Origin of the sequence: Corallococcus exiguus, from assembly GCF_009909105.1 — a bacterium.
Taxonomy (GTDB): domain Bacteria; phylum Myxococcota; class Myxococcia; order Myxococcales; family Myxococcaceae; genus Corallococcus; species Corallococcus exiguus.
This window is the reverse complement of the sequence record NZ_JAAAPK010000007.1, coordinates 227,898-251,982: the sequence shown is the minus strand read 5'-3', so window position 1 is coordinate 251,982 and position 24,085 is coordinate 227,898. Positions and strand designations below refer to the sequence as shown.

The 24,085-nt window shown below is 69.2% G+C and carries 17 protein-coding genes; 10 read left to right on the top strand and 7 right to left on the bottom strand.

Annotated features, from left to right (window positions below; all coding sequences use genetic code 11):
• The first annotated feature begins 60 nt into the window (after positions 1-60).
• From GTZ93_RS25500 to GTZ93_RS25485, 4 genes are all read left to right on the top strand, one after another.
• Positions 61-1,578, top strand: a complete 1,518-nt coding sequence (locus GTZ93_RS25500) for a M91 family zinc metallopeptidase (protein WP_139920501.1) — start codon at positions 61-63, stop codon at positions 1,576-1,578.
• Between the two features lie 10 nt (positions 1,579-1,588).
• Complete coding sequence (locus GTZ93_RS25495) at positions 1,589-2,245, top strand: hypothetical protein (RefSeq protein ID WP_139920499.1); 657 nt, start codon at positions 1,589-1,591, stop codon at positions 2,243-2,245.
• A 120-nt stretch (positions 2,246-2,365) separates the two neighbouring features.
• Positions 2,366-3,085 carry a spermidine synthase gene (locus GTZ93_RS25490; protein WP_315967363.1) on the top strand — a complete coding sequence of 240 codons (720 nt, stop codon included), beginning with the start codon at positions 2,366-2,368 and terminating at the stop codon, positions 3,083-3,085.
• Between the two features lie 109 nt (positions 3,086-3,194).
• Positions 3,195-4,394 (top strand): NAD(P)H-dependent flavin oxidoreductase, encoded by a 1,200-nt coding sequence (locus GTZ93_RS25485; protein WP_139915958.1) that lies wholly within the window; start codon positions 3,195-3,197, stop codon positions 4,392-4,394.
• On the opposite strand, the gene GTZ93_RS25480 is transcribed toward GTZ93_RS25485, so the two are convergent.
• From GTZ93_RS25480 to GTZ93_RS25460, 5 genes are all read right to left on the bottom strand, one after another.
• Positions 4,391-5,806 (bottom strand): serine/threonine-protein kinase, encoded by a 1,416-nt coding sequence (locus GTZ93_RS25480; RefSeq protein WP_257979009.1) that lies wholly within the window; start codon positions 5,804-5,806, stop codon positions 4,391-4,393. The genes GTZ93_RS25485 and GTZ93_RS25480 overlap by 4 nt on opposite strands.
• Before the next feature lie 222 nt (positions 5,807-6,028).
• Entirely contained in the window at positions 6,029-8,170 is a 2,142-nt protein-coding gene (locus tag GTZ93_RS25475) for a serine/threonine-protein kinase (RefSeq protein WP_161663046.1), read from the bottom strand.
• 223 nt (positions 8,171-8,393) lie between these two features.
• A complete protein-coding gene (locus GTZ93_RS25470; protein ID WP_315967360.1) occupies positions 8,394-9,866 on the bottom strand; it encodes a serine/threonine-protein kinase in 1,473 nt (490 codons plus the stop codon).
• A 226-nt stretch (positions 9,867-10,092) separates the two neighbouring features.
• Positions 10,093-11,925, bottom strand: coding sequence for a serine/threonine-protein kinase (locus GTZ93_RS25465; RefSeq protein ID WP_139915954.1), 1,833 nt, complete (start codon positions 11,923-11,925; stop codon positions 10,093-10,095).
• A 211-nt stretch (positions 11,926-12,136) separates the two neighbouring features.
• Positions 12,137-13,960, bottom strand: a complete 1,824-nt coding sequence (locus GTZ93_RS25460; RefSeq protein WP_257979007.1) for a serine/threonine-protein kinase — start codon at positions 13,958-13,960, stop codon at positions 12,137-12,139.
• Positions 13,961-14,240: 280 nt separating this feature from the next.
• On the opposite strand from GTZ93_RS25460, the gene GTZ93_RS25455 reads away from it, so the two are divergent.
• From GTZ93_RS25455 to GTZ93_RS25440, 4 genes are all read left to right on the top strand, one after another.
• Positions 14,241-16,601, top strand: a complete 2,361-nt coding sequence (locus tag GTZ93_RS25455; RefSeq protein ID WP_139915953.1) for a GMC oxidoreductase — start codon at positions 14,241-14,243, stop codon at positions 16,599-16,601.
• 14 nt (positions 16,602-16,615) lie between these two features.
• Complete coding sequence (locus GTZ93_RS25450) at positions 16,616-18,163, top strand: FAD-dependent oxidoreductase (RefSeq protein ID WP_219629045.1); 1,548 nt, start codon at positions 16,616-16,618, stop codon at positions 18,161-18,163.
• Complete coding sequence (locus tag GTZ93_RS25445) at positions 18,153-19,259, top strand: alpha/beta fold hydrolase (RefSeq protein WP_139915952.1); 1,107 nt, start codon at positions 18,153-18,155, stop codon at positions 19,257-19,259. Before GTZ93_RS25450 ends, GTZ93_RS25445 begins: the two co-directional genes overlap by 11 nt.
• A 131-nt stretch (positions 19,260-19,390) precedes the next feature.
• Entirely contained in the window at positions 19,391-20,296 is a 906-nt protein-coding gene (locus GTZ93_RS25440; protein WP_139915951.1) for an NADP-dependent oxidoreductase, read from the top strand.
• Between the two features lie 9 nt (positions 20,297-20,305).
• Here the strand turns inward: GTZ93_RS25440 and GTZ93_RS25435 are convergent, their stop codons facing one another.
• Together GTZ93_RS25435 and GTZ93_RS25430 are read right to left on the bottom strand one after the other, a co-directional pair.
• The gene (locus tag GTZ93_RS25435; protein ID WP_315967359.1) at positions 20,306-21,985 is read right to left on the bottom strand and encodes an RluA family pseudouridine synthase; all 1,680 of its coding nucleotides are present in this window, start codon (positions 21,983-21,985) and stop codon (positions 20,306-20,308) included.
• 42 nt (positions 21,986-22,027) lie between these two features.
• Positions 22,028-22,339, bottom strand: a complete 312-nt coding sequence (locus tag GTZ93_RS25430) for a hypothetical protein (RefSeq protein WP_139915950.1) — start codon at positions 22,337-22,339, stop codon at positions 22,028-22,030.
• A 95-nt stretch (positions 22,340-22,434) separates the two neighbouring features.
• Between GTZ93_RS25430 and GTZ93_RS25425 the strand changes: the two genes are divergently transcribed.
• Entirely contained in the window at positions 22,435-22,740 is a 306-nt protein-coding gene (locus GTZ93_RS25425) for a hypothetical protein (protein ID WP_139915949.1), read from the top strand.
• 34 nt (positions 22,741-22,774) lie between these two features.
• Complete coding sequence (locus GTZ93_RS25420) at positions 22,775-24,079, top strand: glycoside hydrolase family 2 TIM barrel-domain containing protein (RefSeq protein WP_139915948.1); 1,305 nt, start codon at positions 22,775-22,777, stop codon at positions 24,077-24,079.
• Positions 24,080-24,085 lie beyond the last annotated feature (6 nt).

Sequence of the window (24,085 nt, the reverse complement as noted above, 5' to 3'; positions counted from 1 at the left end):
CCCTGGCGCCCCGTCGCCCGGACCCCTGGCCAGGTGTCTCCGTCACCTGGGAGAAGCGACATGACCACGATTGGCAAGCCCGGCTCGCGCACGACGTCCCCTGTCAGCACCCCGCAGCCGAAGACGCCCGCCACGCCGGCGAAGCCCAACGCGGTGAAGGCCGCCGTCACGCAGCGGATGTCGGACGGCTTCGACTCCGGGCCCCGCGCGGGTTCACGTCCTCCGCTGTCGGAGGTCCGCACCACCGAGACGGCGGTGAAGAAGGACAAGGACGGCGGCGGCTTCCTGGGCGGTATCGCGTCGGGCATCGGTTCGGCCCTCGACAAGGTCGCCAAGGGCGTGGCGAAGGCTCTCGCGCCGCAGGTGAGCACGAACGCGGATGGGCGCACGGTGGTGGACCTGGGCGCGGGCAACAACACCGCGAAGGTGACGCAGAACAAGAACGGCGGGCTCACCATCACGTCCGGCAGCGACACGGTGAACCTCACCGCCGAACAGTCCAAGGGCGTCATCATCAACGGCGGCGCCGGCAACGACTCCATCACCGTGGACGCGAGCGTCACGCAGGACATCACCCTGGACGGCGGTGACGGTGACGACAAGCTCACGGGCGGCGCGGGCAGTGACACGCTCATCGGCGGCGCGGGCAACGACACCATCATCGGTGGCGAGGGCAAGGACACGCTGAAGGGCATGGACGGCGACGACTACCTGGAGGGCGGCGCGGGCGATGACCGCATCATGGGTGGCGAGGGCCGCGACGTGATGTACGGCCTGGACGGCAACGACTATCTGTCCGGAGGCAAGGGCCGGGACTACATCGACGCGGGCGCGGGCAACGACCGGGCCTATGGCGGCGAGGGCGACGACCAGGTCATCGGCGGGCGCGGCGACGACACTCTGAGCGGCGGCGCGGGCAACGACGCGGTGGCGGGCGGCGCGGGCAAGGACACGGTCCGTGGCGGCACGGGCACGGACAAGCTCTACGTGGAGGAGGGCGAGACCACCGCCGACGCGGCCGAGGGCGAGCGTGAAATCGTCGACATGACGGACGCGGACCAGCGGGGCTCCTCCGTCTCCGTGACGGGCAGCGCGGAGTTCCAGGCGCGCGTGCAGTCGGACCTGGACGCGATGCGCTCGCTGCCTTCGGGCCAGGACCTGCTGCGCACGCTGGACGACAGCGGCAAGAAGACGGTCATCCGCGAGACGTCCAGCGGCAACAGCGCGGGCGGCACGAACTTCAACGACGGCTTCATGAACGCGGACGGCACGCCGGGCAAGGGCACGGACTCGCAGGTGAACTACAACACCACGCGCATCTCGCTGGGCAGCGAGGAGTGGATGAACCGCCCGCCCGTCGTGGGCCTGTTCCACGAGCTGGTGCACGCGTCGGACATGAACAACGGCACGCTGGCGCTGGGCTCCAAGGACGGCACGCGCAACCTGGAGACCTCCGCGGTGGGCCTGCCCATCGACCTGGACCAGGACCCGTCCACGCCGGACGTGGTGCAGGGCGGACGTCCCGGAGAGAACGTCCTGCGCGACGATCTGAACCTGCCGACCCGCCCGCGCTACTAGGATTCGGGGGATGAAGACCTTCCGCCGCGCTGGTGCCATCATGGCGCTGGCAATCATCATGGGCTGTGCGCGGGCGCCGGAGCGGCCCGCGCCCCCAGCAGCGGATCCAGGAGGACAGCGCGTGGCCCAGGCGGATGTGGAGCTGAAGGTGGAGTCGGTGGCGCGCGAGGCGGACACGCTCGCCGTCACCTACGCGGTGCACAACCGGACGCAGAAGGCCGTGCTGCTCACGGACGGCCTGTGGGACGTGGGCTTCAGTGGCCACCTCACGTTGGCGCCCGAGCGGGCCTACGTGGACCTGTCCGGCGGCAAGGTGGTGCTGTCGCGGATGTTGCTGCCGGTGCCGGAAGACCTGGCGGTGGAGGCACCGGAGGTGCCCGCGGTCAGCCGCGTGGAGCCGGGAGCCACGGCGAATCGCCGCGTGGTGGTGCCGCTGCCCCTGCGCACCGCGCTGCCCTACGCCACGGGCCCGGAGGAGACGCGCGAGCTGTCCACCGTGCGCGAGGTGTCCCTGCGCGTGGGCTACCTGCCGGACGCGGACGCGGTGACGCTGAGCGAAGGGAAGGACGCGCAGGGCACGCCCATCCAGACGCCCCGGTACGGGCCGGCGGTGACGGCGCAGCGGGTGTTGGACAGCGGACCCCTGCCGGTGACGGACGCGAAGTAGGGAGCCCGGGCCCTGGCGGCGGCGGACGAGCGCGATGACGGCTCCGGGCCCGTCATCGTCACCGAGGACGAGGACGGACGCCGCTCTCTGCGCTTCGGCGACGGGGGGGCGCGCCAGAGCGTGGTGTGGCCTGGCGAACCGCTGCGGCTGGAGTTGCCGTACACCCGCATGGCGATGGTGGCGCTGGCGTTCGTGCCCCAGCCGGAGAACATCCTCGCCATCGGGTTGGGGGGCGGCTCCATCCCCATGTTCCTGCACGCGGTGCTGCCGGACACGCACATCGACGTGGTGGAGCTGGATGCGGCGGTGGTGGACGCCGCGAAGGAGTACTGCGGCTTCCAGGAGGACGCGCTCCTGCGCGCGCACGTGGGGGACGGGCGGGCCTTCATCGAAGCGGACGGGCCGCCCTACGACCTCATCTTCCTGGATGCGTACGGGGCGGATCAGATTCCCGGGCACCTGGCCACGCGCGAGTTCCTGGGCGCGGTGCGTTCACGGCTGACGCGGGGCGGGGCGGTGGCGAGCAACGTCTGGGAGTCCGCGGGGAACCCGCACTACGAAGCGATGGTGCGCACCTACCAGGTGAGCTTCCACGGCCTGTCCATCTTCGAGGTGCCCACCACGACCAACCGCGTCCTGGTGGGGCTGGAAGGCCCGTCGCGGCTGACGCGCGAGGCGCTGGTGGAGCGGGCCCGCAAGGTGGAGCGTGAGCGGAAGCTGCCGTTCAGGTTGAGCACCCTGGTGGCGCAGCGCTACCGGCCCCTGACGCGGCGGCTGGGGCGGGGGCGGGTGCTGACGGACGCGGGGCTGGGGTCCGGCGGCCTCATCCTGGAGGAGTGAGGCCGCTCTGCTGGCCAGTGAGCACGGCCCCGCCCGGCCGCGACTGAATCGGGGGGCGGCGCTGCTAATCTTGAAGGCTCGGTACGTCAGCATCCTTTCGGGAGACGCGATGAACGGCGCGAACGACGGACGACCCGGCCAGCCCTCTGCTTCCCCCGAGGACGAGGCGTCGCTGGCGGACGGAGAATCCGATGCCGCGGGCCTGGAGGCCCGTCCGAAGTCGAAGCCCATCTACGTGTTGGAGGGCAACACGCTGAAGACGCGGCTGACGCGCGAGCTGGGCATCCACTATCCCTTCGTCGGAGCGGGCATGGCGTTCGTGTCCCTGCCGCCGCTGGTGGTGGCGGTGTCGGAAGCGGGCGGCCTGGGAATGTTGGGCACGGCGCCGGAGCCGCCGGGCGTGCTGGAGGCGCGGCTGAAGGCCATCCAGGCGGGCACGCAGCGCCCCTACGGCGTGGACTTCATCGTGGACCGGCTGGAGCCGCACGGCTTCACGACGCGGGACCACATGGACACGTGCATCGCGGCGAAGGTGCCGGTGGTGGTGTTCCACTGGACGTTGCCGCCGCTCGAATGGATTCAAGCGCTGCAGGCCGCGGGGACGCGGGTCTGGGTGCAGGCAGGCACGGTGGAGCTGGCGAGGCAGGCGTTGGATGCCGGGGTGCAGGGGCTCATCGCCCAGGGGAGGCAGGCGGGCGGGCGCAACCTGGGCAGCACGCCGACGTTGGTGTTGCTGAAGGAGTTCCGGAAGCTGACGGACGCGGTGCCGGTGCTGGCGGCGGGAGGCATCGCGGACGGCTTCAGCGCTGCACGCGCGCTGCATCACGGCGCGGACGGCGTCTGGGTGGGCACGCGGCTGGTGGCGTCGGTGGAGGCGTACGCGCACCCGCTCTACAAGGAGCGGCTGGTGGATGGGGACGCGGGAGACACGGCGCTGACGACGTTGTTCGGGCCGGAGTGGCCGGGCAAGCGCATGCGGGTGATCCGCAACCGCGTGGTGCGCGAGTGGGCGGGGCGCGAGTCGAGCGTGCCGCCGCCGACGGAGTCGGACGCCATCGGGACGACGCGGCTGTTCCCGGGCGTGCTGGACGTGCAGTACGTGATGCCGAAGTTCAGCTCCTTCCTGCCCACGCCGGACACGCAGGGGGACCTGGAGGAGATGAGCCTGCCGGCGGGAGGCGCGAGCATGGCGCGCATCGACACCGTGCAGCCCGCCGGGCAGATCGTCGTGGAGATGATGGAGCGGGCCCGGCGGTTGTTGGAGTCGCCGGAGGGGCTGGATGAGGCGGACGAGGAGGACCGGGGTTAGCGCGGGGGGAAGCGCTGTTTGAGGCGATCTTCCCAGTCGTCCAGCGCGGAATGGGCCCCCGCGTAGTCCTTTGCGGTGCGCGCGTATTGCGCGGACTGCGCGATCGTTTGCAGTGACTCCTTCATCACCTTTGCTTCTGGTGCGCCCGCGCTTCTGCGGAACAACTCCATCCGGAGCCGCTGGATGCGCTGAAAGAGTTCCTTCTTCGCCTGTGGGGGCTTCGGAGGCGTGGGGTTCACACCCGCGTCGGTCCCAGCGTCCGTGGCCGAGTCGGTCCCCTGGATGCCCGCGTCGGCCCCCAGGATGACCCCATGAGTCTCATCGGTGCCCGCGTCAGTCCCATGGGTGCCCGCGTCAGTCCCATGGGGGCTCACATTGGTTGCGGGTTCGATAGGAGCAGAAGGCACTGAGCGGAGCCGGACGACGCCGGCCCCCACACTCAGCAGCACCAGCGCTCCGAGCAATGCCCAGCCGATGCCCGGCGGTTGGCGAATGGCCTTGAGCGCTTCCTGCGTGCTGGGTGTATGGCTGTCACCCGCTGGGACAGGGATCTCGGTCTTCGTAAGGGATGGCGCGCGAGGAGACGAGCGCAGTGGGATGCGCTTCAGTTGCTCACGCACGGCTTCGGCGGAAGGCGGCCGTGACGCGGGATGCTTCGCGAGGAGCTGGAGTACCAGGGCGTCTACTTCGTGCGGCAGTCCTGGGAGTCGCGACGAAGGCAGCGGCGGCGACTCCTCCAGGTGTGCGAACATCACCTTGACCGACTCGCCCTGGAAGGGGCGCATGCCGGTGAGCAACTGGAACATCAGCACGCCCACCGCGTAGAGGTCGGTCGCCGGCCCCACGGTGTCTCCGCGGATCTGCTCGGGCGCCATGAACTCCGGCGTGCCGATGACCATGTCATCCGCCGTCAGTGGCTTGTCGCGCGACTCCATCAACTTCGCGATGCCGAAGTCGACCAGCTTCACGGCGGCCGGAGTCACGGGGGTTTCGACAATGAAGACGTTGGGTGGCTTCAGGTCGCGGTGCACCACGCCTGCGCGGTGCGCGGCGCCGAGCGCGGAGAGCATTTGGTCCATGACCCAGACGACGGACTCCAGGTCCATGGGGCGCTTCGAGCGGACGAAATCGGAGAGCGCCCGTCCCTGGAGCAACTCCATGATGACGTAGGGGCGCTCATCCGGGAGCGTGCCAAAGCCGAAGATGTCGATGATGCCTGGATGCCGGACGGCATTGACCGCGCGGGCCTCCACCAGCAAGCGCTGCACCTGCTGCTGCGACACCATCTCGATGCGCATGACCTTGATGGCGACCTGCTTGCCAATCAGCGGGTGTACGGCCCGGTACACCACGCCCATGCCGCCCGCGCCGATGCGCTCCTGGATGACGAACTCTCCCAACTGCGCACCCAACAACGGATCCGGAGGCGCACTGGCCCGCGATGGGGACCGAATGTTCTGGGTGGTATCGCTTTGAGGGGATGGGCTTTTCATGGGGCGCTGGCGCGCGAACCATAGGCACGCGCTTCCAAGGCGTTCAAACATCCGCTGTTCAGCGGAGCACGATGCGGAGGATCTCCTGGGACAGTGAGATCCACAGGGTCGTGTCTGACATCGCTTGGGGTGAGGAAATGATCAGAGGGGGTAGAGAGCCTTCAGCTGCTCGATCCACTTGTCCATTTCTTGTTGGAGCGTCATGCGCTCAGTGCCGGTCAGCTCCTGGCAGGCGCGCTTATGGAAGTTCTGGAGCTGCGATTCCAGATCCGAAGCGCCACCCGCTCCCGCTGTCCGGCGTCGGAACTCACGCTGGAACTGCTCCACTCGGTTCGCAAGCTGCTCCTCTTTGGGCGTCGTTCTTCGCAGTTCCGGCTGGGGACTGGAGGGGGGCGGTCGCGACGGCGGCTCCGGAGCAGGCGCAGGGACAGGTTGTGGCTTGGGCGGCCCGACCAGGGCTGGTGCGACGGCGACCGGCGCTTCGGCGGAAAATCCCCGCCATTGCACGAAGCGCTTCTCCCATTCGTCGGCACCCGTGCTGACGTCGGTTCTTTCGGTGGCGGTGCTGGCCTTGGCGGCCTGGCGTATGAGCCACATCAGATCGTCTTGAAGCTCCTTGGGTGGATTTCCCTTCGGGCTCGGAGCACGGAGCTTGTTGAACAGTTTGGTCAGCCGGTCCGACAGGCGCTTCTGGGGAGCACTATCCCTGGGCAGCTCGGGCATCGCGTCATGGGACGCGGCGCTCGCTGATGCAACGGGAACAGGCGGTGGTGGCGTCGTCTGGGGCGAAGCGGTTGGCGTCACGAAGGCCTGGCCTTCCGATGCTGTGACATCGGTCACCGAGGACTTGCCCTGGGCCTCGATGGGCGGCTCTGGAGTCACCGCGGGGATGGACTCCGGCAATGGCGATGAGGCGCCCTTGGGCTTGTAAGCGATTTTTACCGTGCGAGAGGGCTGGCGAGGTGACCCTTCCTCTTCGAATTCGGGCGGAGCCGCTTCAGTCTCAACAGCAGGCGCTTCCGGCTCCTTGGAGGGCGTGGGTGTAGTTGTGGCCCCAGACTGGGGAGTTTTCGAAGGAGGCTGCTCGACGCGAACTTCCTTCGTGGGCTCGGGTTCAGGTCTGGGCGCCATCTGCGTGGTGACTGCTTCAGCCGGAGCAACCGGGTGGCTCAGCCACCACGCTCCAGTCCCCATGCCCACGAGCAACGCCGCGCCTCCCAGCATCCATCCCCGGCTGGGCATACGCCGGAGGGTCTGGAGCGTCTCCGTCCCCGAATCTTCCACATCCGCGACCACGACAGGCGCACGGGTGGCGACACGGGCCACGGCAGGCTTGGGCACAGGGGCCGGGCGCTGCGTGGACGCCTTAGGCTTCAGCCCCGGGGGCCTCGCGAAGGTCTGGGTGCGGGACTCCGTAGGCACCCGCAGGAGCTGCTGCTGCACGGCCTCGGCGGATGGGGGGCGCAGGGCGGGGTCCTTCGCCAGCAACTGGAGCACCAGCGTGTCGAGCTCCGGAGGAATCCCCTCCGCGCGCGAGGACGGGAGCGGAGGGACCTTATCGACCTGGGCGAACAGCACCTGGACGGGATCGCCCTGGAAGGGCCGCACACCCGTGAGCATCTGGAACGCCATGATGCCCAATGCGTAGAGGTCCGTCGCCGGGCCCACCGTGCCGCCGCGGATCTGCTCCGGGGCCATGAACTCGGGCGTGCCCAGCACGGAGCCGTCCATGGTCGTCGGGCTCTCCCTGTTCTCCACCAGCTTGGCAATGCCGAAGTCGACCAGCTTGATCGTGGGCGCGGCGTTCGGCGGCTCCACCATGAATACGTTCGCCGGCTTCAGGTCCCGGTGCACCACTCCCGCCCGGTGCGCCGCCCCCAGGGCGCCGAGAGTCTGATCCAACATCCAGAGGACGGTGGGCACGTCCAACCGCTTCTGGTCGGACATCAGCTCGGAGAGAGGCCGTCCCTCCAGCAACTCCATCACGATGTAGGGGCGCCCATCCGGGAGCTTGCCGAAGCCGAAGATGTCGATGATGCCCGGGTGCCGGATGGCATTCACCGCACGGGCTTCCACGAGCAGTCGCTCGTGCACCCGCGGGGAGACCAGCTCCGCGCGCAACACCTTGATGGCGGCCTGCTTCCCAATGAGGGAATGGGTGGCTCGATAGACGACCCCCATCCCTCCTTCGCCGATCCGCTCCTCGACGGTGAAGTCACCGATCTGTGACGAAAGCAGCGGATCCACGAGAGGCGTGGTCTCCGACGATGCGGTCTTCCGCATCGTGCGCGTCGCCCCGTCGGGATTGGAATGACGGTGGGTTTTCATGAGGGGAGTTCGCGCGGACCATAGCCGCGCATTTCCCCTGATTCCAAACAACCCACCCTCATGGGTCGGGGGATGGCGGGTCGCGAATGACTGCCATGATGAAATCCATACCCGCCAGGGATTAGTTCCCGCTCGCTTCGGACTTCACGCCTCGGCCTGCTGCCGCCACATGCGCGGGTCAGCGCGCAGGGAAGCGCTGTCCAAGGCGGTGCTCCCAGTCGTTCAGCTCCTGCTTGATCTTGGCCAGCTCCTTGCGGGTCTTCGCCGTGGAGATGCTGTTCAGGATCATCACCTGCTCTTCGACGATGTCCTCCGGAAGGTCATGGCCTCCGTTCCGGGCCCGCATCTTCGCCACGATCGTCTTGATCCGCCCGAGCAGGTCATCCTTCTGGATGCTCACGGAAGGAAGGGGATTCATCTGCGGTTGCACGGGCGGCGGACTGGACGCTGGCAAGGTGGCGACCGTCGTAGGCTCCTCGGGAGGCACCGGTTTGAGCTCCGGGGCGGGCGCCGGCGGCTGCGTCTGTGCTTCCGAGCGGGAGTCCTGCTGAAGCTGGGGCTGCGCGGGCTCCGGCCGTGGTGGCACCTTGGCGACGTGGGCGGGAGGGGGCTCGGGAGTGACCGCTGGCACGGAAGCGGGCGTCCGGTGCTGGATGATGGCGGCCCCCATCCCCAGGAGCAGCACCGCTCCCGCCAACCCCCACCGCAGGCCAGGTGATGGGCGGATGGCATTGAGCGCATCCTGTGTCGTGGAGTGCGTCACGGTGTCTCCCGCGACGGGTGTTGTCGTCGGCGTGGCATCAGGCTTCGGAAGCGACGGGGCCCGGGGCACGGAGCGCAGGGGGACGCGCTTCAACCGCTCGCGCACGGCCTCGGCGGAGGGAGGGCGCCGCGTGGACTCTTTCTGCAGCAACTGCAGGACCAGCGAGTCCAGTTCCGGCGGGAGCCCGGGCACGCGCGAAGAGGGCGCGGGAGAGCGTTCCTCCATGTGCGCGAACATCACTTGAACCGAGTCCCCCTGGAACGGGCGCACGCCGGTGAGCAACTGGAACATCATCACGCCCACTGCGTAGAGATCCGTCGCGGGGCTGACGTCGCCGCCACTTCGGATCTGCTCCGGTGCCATGTACTCCGGTGTCCCGATGACGGAACCGTCGGCCGTGAGCGGGGTGTCGTGCGACTCCAGGAGTTTCGCGATGCCGAAGTCGACCAGCTTCACGGAAGCCGGCGCCTGCGCGGTCTCCACGACGAAGACATTCGCGGGCTTCAGGTCCCGGTGCACGACCCCCGCCCGGTGCGCGGCCTCCAGCGCGGCCAGCATCTGGTCCATGACCCAGACGACGCTCTCGAGTTCCATGGGCCGCTTCGTACGGACGAAGTCCGACAGCGGTCTTCCCTGGAGCAACTCCATGGTGACGTAGGGCCGATCATCCGGGAGCGTGCCGAAGCCGAAGATGTCGATGATGCCCGGATGCCGGATGGCATTGACCGCGCGGGCCTCCACGAGCAGGCGCTGCACCAGCGGCTCGGACACGAGCTCCATCCGCAGGACCTTGATGGCGGCCTGCTTGCCAATCAGCGGGTGCACGGCGCGGTACACGACGCCCATGCCGCCCGCGCCAATGCGCTGCTGAATGACGAACTCACCCACCCGCGTGCCCAGCAATGGATCCGGGGCTGCGCTGGACCGTGACGCCGGCTGGGCGGATTGCCCGGTGTCGCTTCGAGAAGAAGAGGGGTTTTTCATGGGGGCGCTGGCGCGCGAACCATAGCCATGCGCTCCCAATGCTTTCAAACACCCCCCTGATTCGCATTCCCGATGCGGCGGATCTCTTGGATCCGCATGACCCATGGGGTCGTGCCTGACTTCTCGATGATCAGCGCGGGAGCCGCGCGTTCAGCTGCTCCTGCCACGAATCCAGCGACTGGTTCACGGCCATGCGAGCGGTGGCGGTCTCGGCCTTCGCGGCCTCTGTGTAGAGGCCCACCAGTTTCCGCGCGAGGTCCGGAGCAACGTCCTGGCCCTTCGTGCGTTTGCGCAGCTCCGCGACCAGCCTGTCCAACCGCTGTGCCAATCGCTGCTCAGGCCCACTGGTCCGGGGCAGGGTGGGCAGCGAGGGCAGCAGGAGTGGCGGGACCTTGGGCATCTCCGGGACGACGACCACGGGCGGTGCGTCATGCAAGGCGATGCGCTGCGTCAGCTCCTTCTCGATGCCATCCAGCGCCACGTGGATCCGCGCACGCTCGGCCTCCGTCGTCGCGTCCGCGGCGGCCCGGTACTGGTGGATCAGCTTGCCGCGCAATGCTCCGTCCTCGTCCACGTCCTTCGCCCGCGCCCGCTGTTGCTTGAACAAACCAAACAACCGCCGCGCCAGCTTCTTCTCCGACGCCGTCGTGAGTGGCAGCGAAGGCAGTCCTGACTTCACCTCCGTCTCCGGCGCCTCTTCCTCGGGCGCCTCCGGCTCGGCCTCGGTCTCGGGCTCGGCCTTCACGACCGTCTCCGGCGCGGGTGGCACCACCGGCTCCAACTCCTTCACCACGGGCGGGACCGGCATGGGCAGACGCTGCTCCACCGTGGGCGGCGTCTCCGCGGGCCGGGTCATCCACCACAGGCCCGTGCCCAGCAGCGCCACCCCCGCGACCGCCACCGCCGCGAGCGGTGCCACCTTCCGGCGATCCGCGAGCATCACCGCGAGCCCCGGCGGCTGGGGCGCCGTCGGAGACGTGGGCTCCTCCCGCTTCGGCTCCACGGACACGGAAGGGCCCAGCGCGCCCGGAGGCCGCTCCAGCGACAGCGCCTTCAACCTGTGCCGCACCTCCTCCGCGGAGGCAGGCCGCTTCGCCGGATCCTTCTCCAGCAACTGGAGCAGCAGCGCGTCGAGTTCCGGCGGCAGGCCCTCCACCTTCGACGAGGGCGGCGGCGGTGTCTGTTCGACGTGCGCGAACATCACCTGCACGTTGTCACCCTGGAAGGGCCGCTCGCCGGTGAACATCTGGAATGCCATCACGCCCAGCGCATACAGGTCCGTGGCCGGGCCGACCGCGCCTCCGCGGACCTGCTCCGGCGCCATGAAGTCCGGTGTCCCCAACACGGACCCGTCCGCGTTCGTCAGTCCCTCGTGCGACTGCAGCACCTTGGCGATGCCGAAGTCGACCAGCTTGAGCATGGGCGCCGCGTCCGGCCGCTCCGCCATGAACACGTTCGCCGGCTTCAGGTCCCGGTGCACCACTCCCGCCCGGTGCGCTGCCCCCAGCGGCGAGAGGATCTGATCCAACATCCAGACCGCTGTCCCCACGTCCAGCCGGCCTCGCGCGCGCAGCACGGCCGCGAGCGACTGGCCCTGGAGCAGCTCCATCACCACGTACGGCCGCCCGTCCGGCAACGACCCGAAGTTGAAGATGTCCAGGATGCCCGGGTGACGGATGGCGTTGACCGACCGCGCCTCCACCAGCAACCGCTGCGCCTGCTCTGGAGACATCAACTCCGCGCGCAACACCTTGATGGCGGCCTGCTTGCCAATGATGGGGTGCTCCGCCCGGTACACCACCCCCATCCCACCCGCGCCAATGCGCTCCTGGATGATGAACTCACCCAGCTGCGCCCCCAGCAGCGGATCCGCCTTCGGCGCAGTGGATGCCATCGCCACCGGCACCTCCCGTTCCGTCAGCGCCCGGTGTGCCCCCGTCTCCGGAATTCTTCGCGTCTTCATTGAAAAGCTCGTTTTGCGGTGACAGTACCGTGAGCCCGGGATGCCGTCGCGTGCCCTGTGGGCTTGCCGGTTGTTTGCTCGTCCGCCAGTCGACGCGGAGTCCCCGGTACTTCCAGTGAGCCGGTCCTTTTCCTCCATGACGCCGCCCGCTACGGCCCGTCATGGGGATGTTGAGGGCTCGGGACTTCCGTGGATCCCCTGGACGTAATGCTCAGCGGGGGAAGCGTGTCGTCAACCGCTCCTGCCACGCATCCAAGGCCTGATGCACGGTCATGCGCTCGGTGGCGGTCGTGGCGTTCGCCGCGGACTTGTAGATGTCTACCAGCTGCTTCGTGAGCTCCGGCGCGACGTCCTGGTTCTGCGTGCGCTTGAGCAGCTCCGCGACCAGCTTGTCCATGCGCTGGGCCAGCTTCTGCTCGGAGGCATTGCCCTGGGGCAGGGTGGGGAGTTTGGGAATCACGAGCGCCGGAACCTTGGGCGGCTCCGGGGGCGCGACAACGACGACGGGCGCCGGGGGTGCGTCGTGCAGTGCGATGCGCTGGGTCAGGTCCTTCTCGATGTCATCCAGCGCGACATGGATGCGCGCACGCTCGGAGTCCGTCGCGTCCGTGGCGGCCCGGTACTGCTGGAGCAGCTTGCCGCGCAGCGCTCCCTCCGCATCCACGTCCTTCGCCCGCGCCAGCAGGAGTTTGAACAGACCTGCGAGCCGCTGCTCCATCTTCTTCTCGGAGGCAGTTCCCGCTGGCAATGGTGGCAACTTCGTGGACTTCGCCAGGGTCGCTGTCGCGGTCTCTTCCTCTACAGGCGCTTCTTCCGCGATGACCTCGGGCGGCTCCTCGACAGGGGCCTGCGTCGCAGTGACTGGCGGCGGCTCCACCGGAGGCGTGGGCTTCGCTTCCACCGTCACCGGCTCGGAAGGTCGCGGCGGCGCAATCACCTGCGTCTGCGTCCCCCACCAGTACCCCAACCCCAGCAGCGCCACACCGGCAACCGCCGCCACCGCGATGGACACCGCGTTCCGGCGCCCTGGAGGCACGGTGGTCGTGGGCACCTGCGGCACGGCCCGCGACTCCACGCTCGACGGCGGTGGCGCCTCCGGCTCCACGCTCACGGAAGGCACGGGCGGTCGCGCCAACCCCCGGAGCTTCATCCGCACGGCCGTCGCGGTCGCGGGCCGCTTCGCGGGCTCCTTCTCCATCAACTGCGACACCAGGTCATCGAGCTCCGGCGGAATCCCCTCCACCCGCGACGACACCCGGGGAGGGACCTGCTCCACGTGCGCGAACATCACCTGCACGTTGTCACCCTGGAACGGCCGGGTGCCCGTGAGCATGTGGAACGCCATGACCCCCAGCGCGTACAGGTCCGCGGCCGGGCCCACCTCTCCTCCGCGGATCTGCTCCGGGGCCATGAAGTCCGGCGTCCCCACCGTGGAGCGGTCCGCCCGCGCCAGCGCGTCATGCTCCTGCATCACCTTGGCGATGCCGAAGTCGACCAGCTTGATCATCGGCGCCGCGTCCGGCTGCTCCATCAGGAACACGTTCGCGGGCTTCAGGTCCCGGTGCACCACTCCCGCCCGGTGCGCGGCGCCCAGCGCGGCCAGGACCTGATCCAACACCCAGGCCGTGGTCCCCACGTCCATCCGGTCCTGCTCGCGCATCCGGTCCGCGAGCGACTGGCCCTGGAGCAACTCCATCACCACGTACGGCCGGCAGTCCGGCAGCGTCCCGAAGTTGAAGATGTCCAGCACGCCCGGATGCCGGATGGCGTTCACCGCCCGCGCCTCCACCAGCAGCCGCTGCTCCTGCTCCGGGGACACCAGCTCCGCGCGCATCACCTTGATGGCCGCGTGCTTGCCAATCAGCGGGTGCTCCGCCCGGTAGACGACCCCCATCCCTCCCGCGCCCACGCGCTCCCGGATGACGAACTCGCCAATCGTCGACCCCACCAGCGGATCCACAGAGGGCGCGGTCGCCGTCGGCGCCGCCGGGACCTCCTCGTCCGTCACCACCTCTGGTGACCCCGCTTCTGGCAATCGTCCGCGTTCATGGGAAAGGTCGTTCCGCGCCGATGGTACCGGGCCATGGCCATGACGTCGCGCGTCCAAGCGAGCCATCAGCCCGCTCGCCCGCCAACCTATCCGCGCTGATCATGGAATCCAGTTCTCCAGAGCGAAAAATGCTGATCCGCGGAGGGGGGCCGGCCTCAAGGAAACGGGGGTGACCCGTTGTAGAATCAGGTCCGTCCTTCACCTGGACGTTCCCGGGTCGCGCTTCCGGATCCCTGCTCCCCAGGGACCGCACCCGAGGGGGAACATGGCACCGGCATACGACGCCCTGGTCATCGGCACCGGGTTTGGCGGCGCGGTGGCGGCCTGTCGGCTCGCGCAGGCGGGTTTGACCGTGCGCGTGCTCGAACGTGGCCTGCGCTACCCGAAGGGGAGCTTCCCTCGCGACTTCGAGGACCCTCGCAACGGCTGGCTGTGGCAGCACCGGCAGGGGCTCTTCGACATCAAGCTCCTCAAGGGGATGAGCGTGGTGCAGGCCGCGGGGTACGGCGGCGGCTCGCTCATCTACGCCAACGTGCACCTGCGCCCGCCGCCGGACGTGTTCGCGTCCGGGTGGCCTGAGGGCTACAGCCGGGAGTCGTTGGATCCGTACTACGACCTGGTCGCGCACATGCTGGACGTGCAGCCCATCACCGCCGCCGCGCGCGGGCTGCCGCCCAAGACGAAGCGGATGCAGGAGGTGGCGAAGAAGCTGGGCCGCGAGGCGCAGTTCTTCTACCCGAACCTCGCCGTGCGCTTCGCCCCCGCGGGCGAGCCCCTGCCCAACAAGTTCGGCGTGCTCCAGGAGGGCTGCAACTACTGCGGCGAGTGCGACATCGGCTGCAACCGCCGCGCGAAGAACACCCTGGACCTGAACTACCTGGCCGTCGCCGAACAGCGGGGCGCGGAGGTCACCACCCAGGCGGAGGTCACCCGCATCGAGCCCCTGTCGCCGGGCTACCGCGTCACCTTCACCGACCACGCCAGCGCCGGCATGCAGCGCACCGTGGAGGCCCGCCGCGTCTTCCTGTGCGCGGGCGCGGTGAACTCCACGGAGCTGCTGCTGCGCAACCGCGACGTGCACGGCACGCTGCCGGACCTGAGCGCGCGGCTGGGGACGCGCTACTCCGCCAACGGGGACTTCCTCGCCTTCGCCTTCGACACGAAGGAGCCGTGGGACCCCGCGGTGGGCCCCACCATCACCACCGGCATGGTGGTGGATGAAGGACAGGGCAAGGACAAGACCTGGTTCCTCTTCCAGGAGGGCGGGCATCCGGCGCAGGCCGCGGGGCTGATGGTGGCCATGGACCCGGACCGCGCCATGACGCTCCCTGCGGACCTGCTCCAGCGCGAGCTGGTGAAGGTGCTGCGCACGCGCTCCAAGGAGATGGCCGCCATCGAGAACGAGCGCGGCCGCTTCCAGGCCGTGTTCCTGGCCATGGGCCGGGACAAGTCCAACGGCCGGCTGACGCTGTCGCCCATCACGCGCGAGCTCCAGGTGCAGTGGGACGTGCCCGCGAACCTGCCGCTGTACCGCACGCAGGAGCAGCTCTGCGAGGACGTGGCCCGAGCGCTGGGCACGCGCGCCGCCTACAACCCGCTGTGGGAGCGGCTGCACCTGCCGGTGTCCGTGCACAACCTGGGCGGCTGCGCGATGGCGGAGGAGCCCGCGTACGGCGTCCTCAAGCCCGACGGCCAGGTGCACGGCTATCCCGGCCTGTACGTCATGGACGGCGCGGCGCTGCCGGTGGGCGTGGGCGTCAACCCGTCCTCCACCATCGCCGCGGTGGCGGAGCTCAACGTGGAGCGGGCCATCCGCGAGGCGAAGGACGCGCCGGGCTGGGTGGCGCCGGAGCGCGCGCCCATGAAGGCCACGCCCGCGTACCCGCCTCGCGTCAGCCTGCGGATGATGCCGGAGGTGGAGACGGTGGCCTCGCCGGTGGTGCCCGGAACGGATCCGCTGGGTGACGTGGTGATTCCGCCCGGAGGCACGGTGGTGTCCCCCACGCCGGTGGTGGGCCTGCGCTTCACGGAGCGGATGAAGGGCTTCCTCCAGCCGAACCACCCGTCGCCGGAGGACTTCGCCGGAGCTGCTCGGGCGGGCCAGCGCGGCGGGCAGACGGCGGAGTTCGTCGTCACCATCACGCTGCCCAACCTGGACCGCTTCCTCGCGCAGGAGTCACACGGCGGCATCGTGCAGGGCACGCTGCACGTGCGCGGCTTCACGCCGCCCGGGGGCGCGCCGGTGGAGAACGGCGTCTTCAACCTCTTCGTGGGCACGGAGCGCTTCTACGAGCGGCGCATGCTGTACCTGCTGCCCTTCACTGGCGTGGATGGCCAGCCGTACCTCCTGGATGGCTACAAGGAGGTCAACGACGACGCGGGCTTCGACGTGTGGAGCGACACGTCCACGCTCTACACCGTGCTGCGCAAGGGGCACGAGCGCACCAGCCCCATCGTCGCCACCGGCATCATCCGGCTGCACCTGCCGGACTTCCTCCAGCAGCTCACCACGTTCTCCGTGCTGGGAACGTCCTCGCCGCTGAAGCAGGCGGACGCGATGCGGCGCTTCGGCGGCATGTTCATGGGCACGCTCTGGGACGTCTTCGCCCGCGCGAAGTTCGACTAGGGGGGAACAACACCATGGGCATGGCGAAGAAGTACGACGTGGTGGTGGTGGGCTCCGGCTTCGGCGGTTCCATCACCGCGCTCCGGTTGGCGCAGGCGGGCAGGTCCGTGGCGGTGCTGGAGCGGGGCCGCCGGTACAACCCGGGCCAGTTCCCCCGGGACGTCACGCGCGCGGACGAGCTGCTCTGGCGCAATCCCATCCGCTCGGAAGCGCGCGGGCTCTATGACGTGCGCTTCCTGTCCGGCATCGGCACGGTGACGGCGAGCGGCGTGGGCGGCGGGTCGCTCGTGTACGCGAACATCCACGTGCGGCCGGACCCCATCGTCTTCGACCACCCGCGCTGGCCCCGGGGCTTCAGCCGCGAGGCGTTGGACACGTATTACGACAAGGTGGCGCACGAGCTGGACGTGAAGCCGTTCCCCGCGTCCGACCCGTTGCGCAAGCGCGACCTGTTCCAACAGGCGGCCCGGCGCATGGGCCGCCAGACGTTCGACCCGGACCAGGCGGTGTCCTGGACGGATCCCTCCGCTCCGGGCCGCAAGGCGTGTCAGCGCTGCGCGGAGTGCGAGTTCGGCTGCCAGTCCGGCGCGAAGAACACGCTGGACCTCACCTACCTGGCGCGAGCGGAGAAGCTGGGCGCCACGGTGTGGCCGGGCCTCTCCGTGTCCCACGTGCAGCGCGTGGCGGGCGGCTACCGGGTGCACTTCAAGGACCTGGCCACCGGTGAGAAGACGTCCGTGGAGGGCAGCCGCGTGGTGCTGTCCGCCGGGGCGCTGGGCACGGTGGAGATATTGCTGCGCAGCCGCGACCGGGCCCGCACGCTGCCGCTGGTGAGCGATTGGCTGGGCCGCGGCTACTCCGGCAACGGCGACTTCCTGGGCTCGCTGCACGGCAGCCGCGAGGAGATCCTCCCGTGGGAGGGGCCGGACGTGGCCACGGTGATGCGCTTCTTCGACGCCGCGCCGCGCTTCACCATGGTGACGGCCACGTTCAACCGGCCGGCGACGGCGGTGCTCGCGGGGCTGGGGCAGCCGCAGCTGGGCCTGCTGGGCGGCATGGGGGCCCCGCTGTGGCCGAAGCTATGGCCGCTGTTGCACGGCGCGTTCGCCAAGGGGTTGTTCAGCAAGCCGCTGGGCACCGGCGTGGATCCGGCGCGCACGAGCAACCTGTTCGCCATTGGCCAGGACAATGCCAACGGACACATGGTGCTCAAGGGCGACCGGCTGGACATCGAGTGGGACTACGCGAACGAGAACGTGGCGCTGGTGAATCGCATGACGTCCGCGATGCATGAGCTGGCCTCGCAGTACGGCGGGACGTTCGCGCCGCTTGTCACGTGGGAGCTGTTCCGCCGGCCGTTCACGGTGCACTCGCTGGGCGGGGCGCACCTGGCGGAGTCGCCGGGCCGAGGCGTCGTGTCGACGGAGGGCGAAGTGTTCAACTACCCCGGACTGTACGTGGCGGATGGCTCCGTCATCCCCACGTCCATCGGTTTCCATCCGGTGATGACCATCAGCGCGGTGGCCGAGCGCATCGCGGAGGCGGTGGCCCATGGCTTTTGATTACCGAAGCAGCGCGGCGGTGTCGCGGACGTTGTCCCAGGATGTCTCGCTCCAGGGCCTGCCGGTGGCGGAGCGGTACGACTTCCTCGCGGGCGACGGCGTGCCCCTCAAGCTCACCCGCTACGTGGGCGGCACGAAGGGGCCGGTGCTGCTGGTGCACGGCGCGGGCGTGTGGAGCGGCATGTTCATGCTGCCCACGCTGAAGGAGAACTTCGTCCAGTACCTGGTGCGCCACGGCTACGACACGTGGCTCCTGGACTGGCGCGCCAGCGTGCAACTGCCCCTGCGTCAGTTCACGCTGGACGACGCGGCGGACCACGACATGCCGACGGCGGTGCGGCGCATCCGCGAAATCACCGGCGCGGAGTCGGTGCAGGCGGTGGTGCACTGCGCGGGGTCCGCGGCGTTCTTCATGTCCATGGCCGCAGGCCACCTGCAGGACGTGCGCACCGTGGTGGCGTCGCAGGTGGCGCTGCACCACCACACGCCGGCCTCCACGCGCTTCAAGGCGCTCCTGCGGGTGCCGGAGTTGCTGGACGCGGGGCTGGATTCGCTCACGCCGGATGACGCATCCCGCACGCCGTTGTTCCAGGCGGCCTTCACGAAGGTGGCGGGCTTCCTGCGGATGGAGTGTGACAGTCCGGTGTGCCACCGGCTGTCGTTCATGTACGGCCGGCTGTACCGGCACGCGCGCCTCAACCAGGAGACGCACGCGCGGCTGGAGGAGCAGTTCGGCAAGTGCAACCTGCTGACATTCCGCCACCTGGGGCAGATGTCGCGCGGCGGTCACGCGGTGAAGTTCGACTACGGCCGCGCGGAGAACCTGCGGCGCTACGGGCAGGCGCGGCCGCCGGACTACCTGGACCCGGAGCCCTTCCAGCGGCCCATCACGTTCGTCTCCAGCGAGCAGAACCGCACGTACCTGCCGTCCTCCACGGAGCGCACCTTCCAGTGGCTGCGCGAGGCGAACGGCGCGCGCTGGTACCAGCGCCGCATGCTGCCGGGCTACGGCCACCTGGACACCTTCATGGGCAGCACCGCCGCGGAGGACACGTATCCGGTGCTGCGCGAGGCGCTGGAGTTCCAGCCCCGCTGACGGCAAGCGGCCGTCCAGGGGAGCAGGAGGCGGGGCGACCGGTCGCCGACGATGGCGGCCCCTTCGCGGGTGCTTACCGTTGGGCCGACGTTGGAAGTCTCTTCCCTCGCTCGGCTTACGTGGAGGCCCGGATGAAAGCGGTCGTGCTCAAAGGCTATGGGGACGTGAATGTGCTCGCGGTGCAGGAGATGCCCGAGCCGAAGGTGGGGCCGGGCGAGGTGAAGGTCCGCGTCACCGCCGCGGGCATCAACCCGGTGGACTGGAAGATCCGCCGAGGGGACATGAAGGGGCGGATGGACCTGAAGTTCCCCACCATCCTCGGACGCGACGTGGCCGGTGAGGTCGTGGAGGTGGGCACGGGCGTGGAGTCCTTCGAACCGGGCGACCGCGTGATGGGCCTGGTGAACGCCGGCTACGCGGAGACGGTGGTCGCGCCCACGGAGGCCTGGGCGAAGGTGCCCGACAACCTGAACCTGCGGGACGCCGCCGCGCTGCCGCTGGTGACGCTGACGGGTACGCAGCTCATCGAGGAGCACGTGCGGCCCTCGCAGGGGGAGACGGTGCTCGTCACTGGCGCGCTGGGCGCGGTGGGGCGCTCGGCCGTCTTCGCTGCGCGGGCGCGGGGCGCGAAGATCTGGGCGGGCGTGCGGAAGACGCAGGTGGAGGAGGCCCGGAAGCTGGGCGTGGACGGCGTCGTCGCGCTGGATGATCCGAAGGACATCGCGAAGCTGCCCACGCTGGACGCGGTGGCGGACACGGTGGGTGGTGAGGCCGTGGCGGCGGTGCTCGACAAGGTGAAGCACGGTGGGACCGTGGGCAGCGTTCTCGGGGAGCCGAAGGGCGCGAAGGAGAAGGGCCTCGTCGTGCGCAGCTTCATGGCCCACCCGGACGCGCGCCGGCTCGAGCAGATCGCAGTGAGCGCGGCGAAGGGGGATCTGGTGATTCCCATCAGCCGGACCTTCAAGCTGGACGACGCGCGCGAAGCCCAGAAGGTCGCGGAGCAGGGCGGCATGGGCAAGGTGCTGCTCGTCAACTGACGCGGAAGTTCAGAACGGGGCGGCGCGGGTGAAGGACACGCGCTGCCCCGTCGCCGGATGCTCGAAGGACAGCGTTTCGGCGTGCAGGTGCAGGCGGAGGCCCGCGTGTCCGTACAGCGGGTCTCCCACGATGGGCGCGCCCAGGCCCTGCGGGTGCGCCGCGTGGACGCGGAGTTGGTGCGTGCGGCCCGTGCGTGGATGGAAGGCCACGCGCGTGTGGCTCTCCGCGCGGTGGAGGACCTCCCAGTCGGTGACCGCGGGCTTGCCGTGGATGGGGTCGACGATCTGCCGGGGACGGTCATCCAGGTCCACACGGAGGGGCAGGGTGATGGTGCCCGCGTCGCCGTGCACGGGACCGTCGATGAGCGCCACGTAGCGCTTGGCCACGTCGCGGTGGAGGAACTGGCGTTGAAGGGACGCGTGCGTGCGGCTGTCCAGCGCGGCGACGAGCAACCCGGATGTGTCCAGGTCCAGCCGGTGCGCGAGCAGTGGTCCCGTGGCGTTGGGGTATCGCGCGCGCAGGCGGGTGAGCACCGAGTCCAGGAGGGATGCATCCCGGCCTGGCACGGACAGCAGGCCACAGGGCTTGTCGATGACGACGAGCCACGCGTCCTCGAAGACGATGGAGAGGTCCGGCGTGGGCGCGGGCGGTGGGACGAAGACGCGCGGGGCGGAGACCTCCAGGCCCTCCAGCATGAACGGGAGCAGGGGACCGCACTTGTCCCGGCACGCCGGATAGAAGGCGCCCTGGATGCGGCCACCGGACGCGGGAGGCGTGCCCCACCAGAACTCCGCGAGCGCCACGGGCTGGAGTCCGTGCGCGAAGGCGTAAGCGAGAAGCTTCGCACCCGCGCAGTCACCAGCACCGGACGGGGGCTCCGCACCACCGTAGAGCGAACGGAGGGGGCGGGTTTCGCCTCGGGCGTTGGTGATGGCGTAGGTGTCGTGGAACTGCTTCATGAAGCCGCGTGAGACGATGCGCCGCAGGCGGTCCAGCGCGCGCACGCGACGTTCCGCCTTTGCTCGGGCAGGGGCGAGCAGGTGGCGGGCCTCTTCTTGCGCTGCGTCCCACCGGCGCTTCTCCGCCTTGTCGCCACGGCTCTCCTGGTCGAGCGCGTGAAGTGCCTGGGCACGCTCGGTCTCCGTGAGCGCGGACATGGCCACGATGGCGGCGCGACGTTCATGGCGCTGGCGGCGTCTGTCTTCGTGGCGCACGCGCATGGCTTCGCGCTCCGTTGCCTCGCGTGTCTGACGGGCGTCATCGTCCTCGCGCACGCGACGCAATTCCTCTGAGGTGCTCCACATCTCGGCGCGGGACAGCAGGGATTTCACCTTGGCGTCGGCTACCGGCTCGACGCGGGCGCGTGCCTCACGGTCGAAGACGGGAGGCACGAAGCCCGGTACGTCCCAGCGTCCCGCGAGCATCGCGGAGAAGGCTCGCAGCACGCCGAGCGTTCCGTCCGACTGCCGCACCACGAGCACGCCGAACATCTTTCCGCCGTCTGGTCCCTGGAGGACAGCGCTGGCAATGCCGGGAGCGATGAAGCCCTCGCGAAGCGTGGCTTGCAGCGACTCCGCGGCCCGGCGCGCGAGGGCGTGCGGGCCCACGGCGTCGAAGGGGCTAGGGAACGCACCTGGCAATTCATCCGCCTGGGGCGCCGGTTCGAGGAGGGTGACAAGCGGGTCCACGGCTTCGGGGTAGCACGAAACCTGGGGACTGGGGACGCAGGCCTACGGAGTGGCTGGCCGGCTGGCGCGGAAGAGGGCGACAGCGCGGTCCATGCACCGCTGGACGTCATCCAATTCCATGTAGCCCGCGTCATAGGGCCCGCCCGGCCAGATCTCTTCGTGACGCCAGCCCTCACCGCGAGCCATCGCAGCCTCGTCGACGTCGAGCGGGTCGCAGCCTGGCTGCGCGATGTCCAGTTCCCACGAATCCCAGCGCGCACGGAAGTAGAACGGAAGGCCGTCCACCTCGCCGTCGCCCTGCATCGGGCAGGAGCCGCCGAAGTCACCGCTCCATCCGTTTCCTTCGAGCTTCACGGTACGATCTCCTGAATGCGCCGCAGTTCATCACGGATGACCGATGTGAATATGACAAGAGTCGAGCCGGGCGAGCGTTTCAATGAGGCGAAGTGATGGATATCCCTGCGCGATTGCGTGAGTGGATTTACGCGGGAAAGCAGGTAGGGAAGCGTAAAGACCTGGTGCGAGAGGGAGAAGCGATCTACCAGACCATGGGGATCCAGCGTTCAGGGGATGTTTTTGTTGCCTATTATTTTGAGATCCCCGAGGCGCTGATGGCTGTTGAGGAGAATGCTCTTGAGTTGAGGGAGAGATTCGAGACGCTGGAAGCAGCCATGGCCTTTCTGGAGAAAGCCTCGGGTTCAGACGTGCTCGACATGACACCTCAGAAGGAGCGGAAGATTTTCCAGGTTGGATGAATAGGGGTTGAGGCGGTCTAGACTGTCTGCATCCATGGCCACTGCCCGTCCTGTCGCTGTTGGCGTCCTGCTGTTGACCGCGCTCCTGCTTCCCACCTGGGGCGTAGAGGCTCGCACCGCCATCCTGAAGGCAGGGGAGGGCTGGAAGTTGGAGGTGGATGGCCAGCCCTACGTGGCGAAGGGCGTCACCTTCAGCGGCACGGGCGGGCCCGCGAACTTCGACAAGGATTGCGAGCAACTCAAGACCCTGGGCGTCAACACGCTGCGCACCTGGGGCACGGGGGATGAAACCGCCGCGCTGCTCGATGCCGCGCACAAGCATGGCCTGCGCGTGCTGTTGGGCCTGTGGCTGCGGCCGGGCCGCCCGGGCATGGAGAATGACGACGCGTTCGACTACGTGCGCGACGCCAAGGGCCGTGAGGCGCAACTCCAGGCCACTCTCGCGCAGGTGCGCCGCTTCAAGGACCACCCGGCGGTGCTCGCTTGGGGCGTGGGCAACGAAGTCATCCTCAATTCGCCGGATGATCCGTCCAAGGTCGCCTACGCGCGCTTCCTGGAGAAGGTCGTCCGCGCGGTGAAGAAGGCGGACCCCGCGCACCCGGTGCTGTCCGTGGACGCTTGGACGCTGGGCATCCCGTTCTGGGAGAAGTACGTGCCCTCGCTGGATGCGTATGGCTTGAACGTCTACGGCCGGGGCATCCACGCGCTGTCGGATGCGGTGAAGCAGGCTGGTGGCCGCAAGCCGTGGTTCATCACCGAGTTCGGCGCGCAGGGCGAATGGGAGGCCCCCAAGGACGCTCGCGGCGTGCCACAGGAACCGGGTGACAGAGAGAAGTACGACGTCATCGTGGACGGCTGGCGCAACGCGCTGGCTCCGCACGTCCAGGCGGGCCGGTGTCTGGGATTGTTCGTCTTCAACTACAGCGCGGCGTTGGATCACACCGGCCTGTGGCTGGGCATGCTGTCCGGTACGTCCACGCGGCCGGCGTGGCACGCGGTGCGGGAGGCGTACACGGGCGTGAAGCCAGCGCCCGAGCTGCCCGTGCCGGTGCGCCTGGAGGTCCGGGGCTTGGAGAAAGACTGGGCGACCGTGGCCTTCGACGTCACCTCCGCCACTCCGCTGGACGTGTCCTTCGCCTACAACTTCCGGGGCGCGTCAGCCCGAGCGGAGCGCGACCGCGTGACGATGCTGGAGTCCCGGAAGGGGACCACTCCCGGTACGTGGCGGGTGCGTCTGCCAGTCGTGACGGGCGCCATCAAGCTGTACGGCCTGGCGAAGGACGGCGCGGGGAACCTGGTCGCGGCCACGACGTCCGTGTCGGCTCCCGCGACTCCCTGAGGCCCT

Excerpts from the sequence above, each read along its gene's own strand:
- GTZ93_RS25500 (WP_139920501.1), top strand. The coding sequence starts at position 61 with ATGACCACGATTGGCAAGCCCGGCTCGCGCACGACGTCCCCTGTCAGC.
- GTZ93_RS25495 (WP_139920499.1), top strand. The coding sequence starts at position 1,589 with ATGAAGACCTTCCGCCGCGCTGGTGCCATCATGGCGCTGGCAATCATC.
- GTZ93_RS25485 (WP_139915958.1), top strand. The coding sequence starts at position 3,195 with ATGAACGGCGCGAACGACGGACGACCCGGCCAGCCCTCTGCTTCCCCC.
- GTZ93_RS25475 (WP_161663046.1), bottom strand. The coding sequence starts at position 8,170 with ATGCGGAAGACCGCATCGTCGGAGACCACGCCTCTCGTGGATCCGCTG.
- GTZ93_RS25465 (WP_139915954.1), bottom strand. The coding sequence starts at position 11,925 with ATGAAGACGCGAAGAATTCCGGAGACGGGGGCACACCGGGCGCTGACG.
- GTZ93_RS25455 (WP_139915953.1), top strand. The coding sequence starts at position 14,241 with ATGGCACCGGCATACGACGCCCTGGTCATCGGCACCGGGTTTGGCGGC.
- GTZ93_RS25450 (WP_219629045.1), top strand. The coding sequence starts at position 16,616 with ATGGGCATGGCGAAGAAGTACGACGTGGTGGTGGTGGGCTCCGGCTTC.
- GTZ93_RS25445 (WP_139915952.1), top strand. The coding sequence starts at position 18,153 with ATGGCTTTTGATTACCGAAGCAGCGCGGCGGTGTCGCGGACGTTGTCC.
- GTZ93_RS25440 (WP_139915951.1), top strand. The coding sequence starts at position 19,391 with ATGAAAGCGGTCGTGCTCAAAGGCTATGGGGACGTGAATGTGCTCGCG.
- GTZ93_RS25425 (WP_139915949.1), top strand. The coding sequence starts at position 22,435 with ATGGATATCCCTGCGCGATTGCGTGAGTGGATTTACGCGGGAAAGCAG.
- GTZ93_RS25420 (WP_139915948.1), top strand. The coding sequence starts at position 22,775 with ATGGCCACTGCCCGTCCTGTCGCTGTTGGCGTCCTGCTGTTGACCGCG.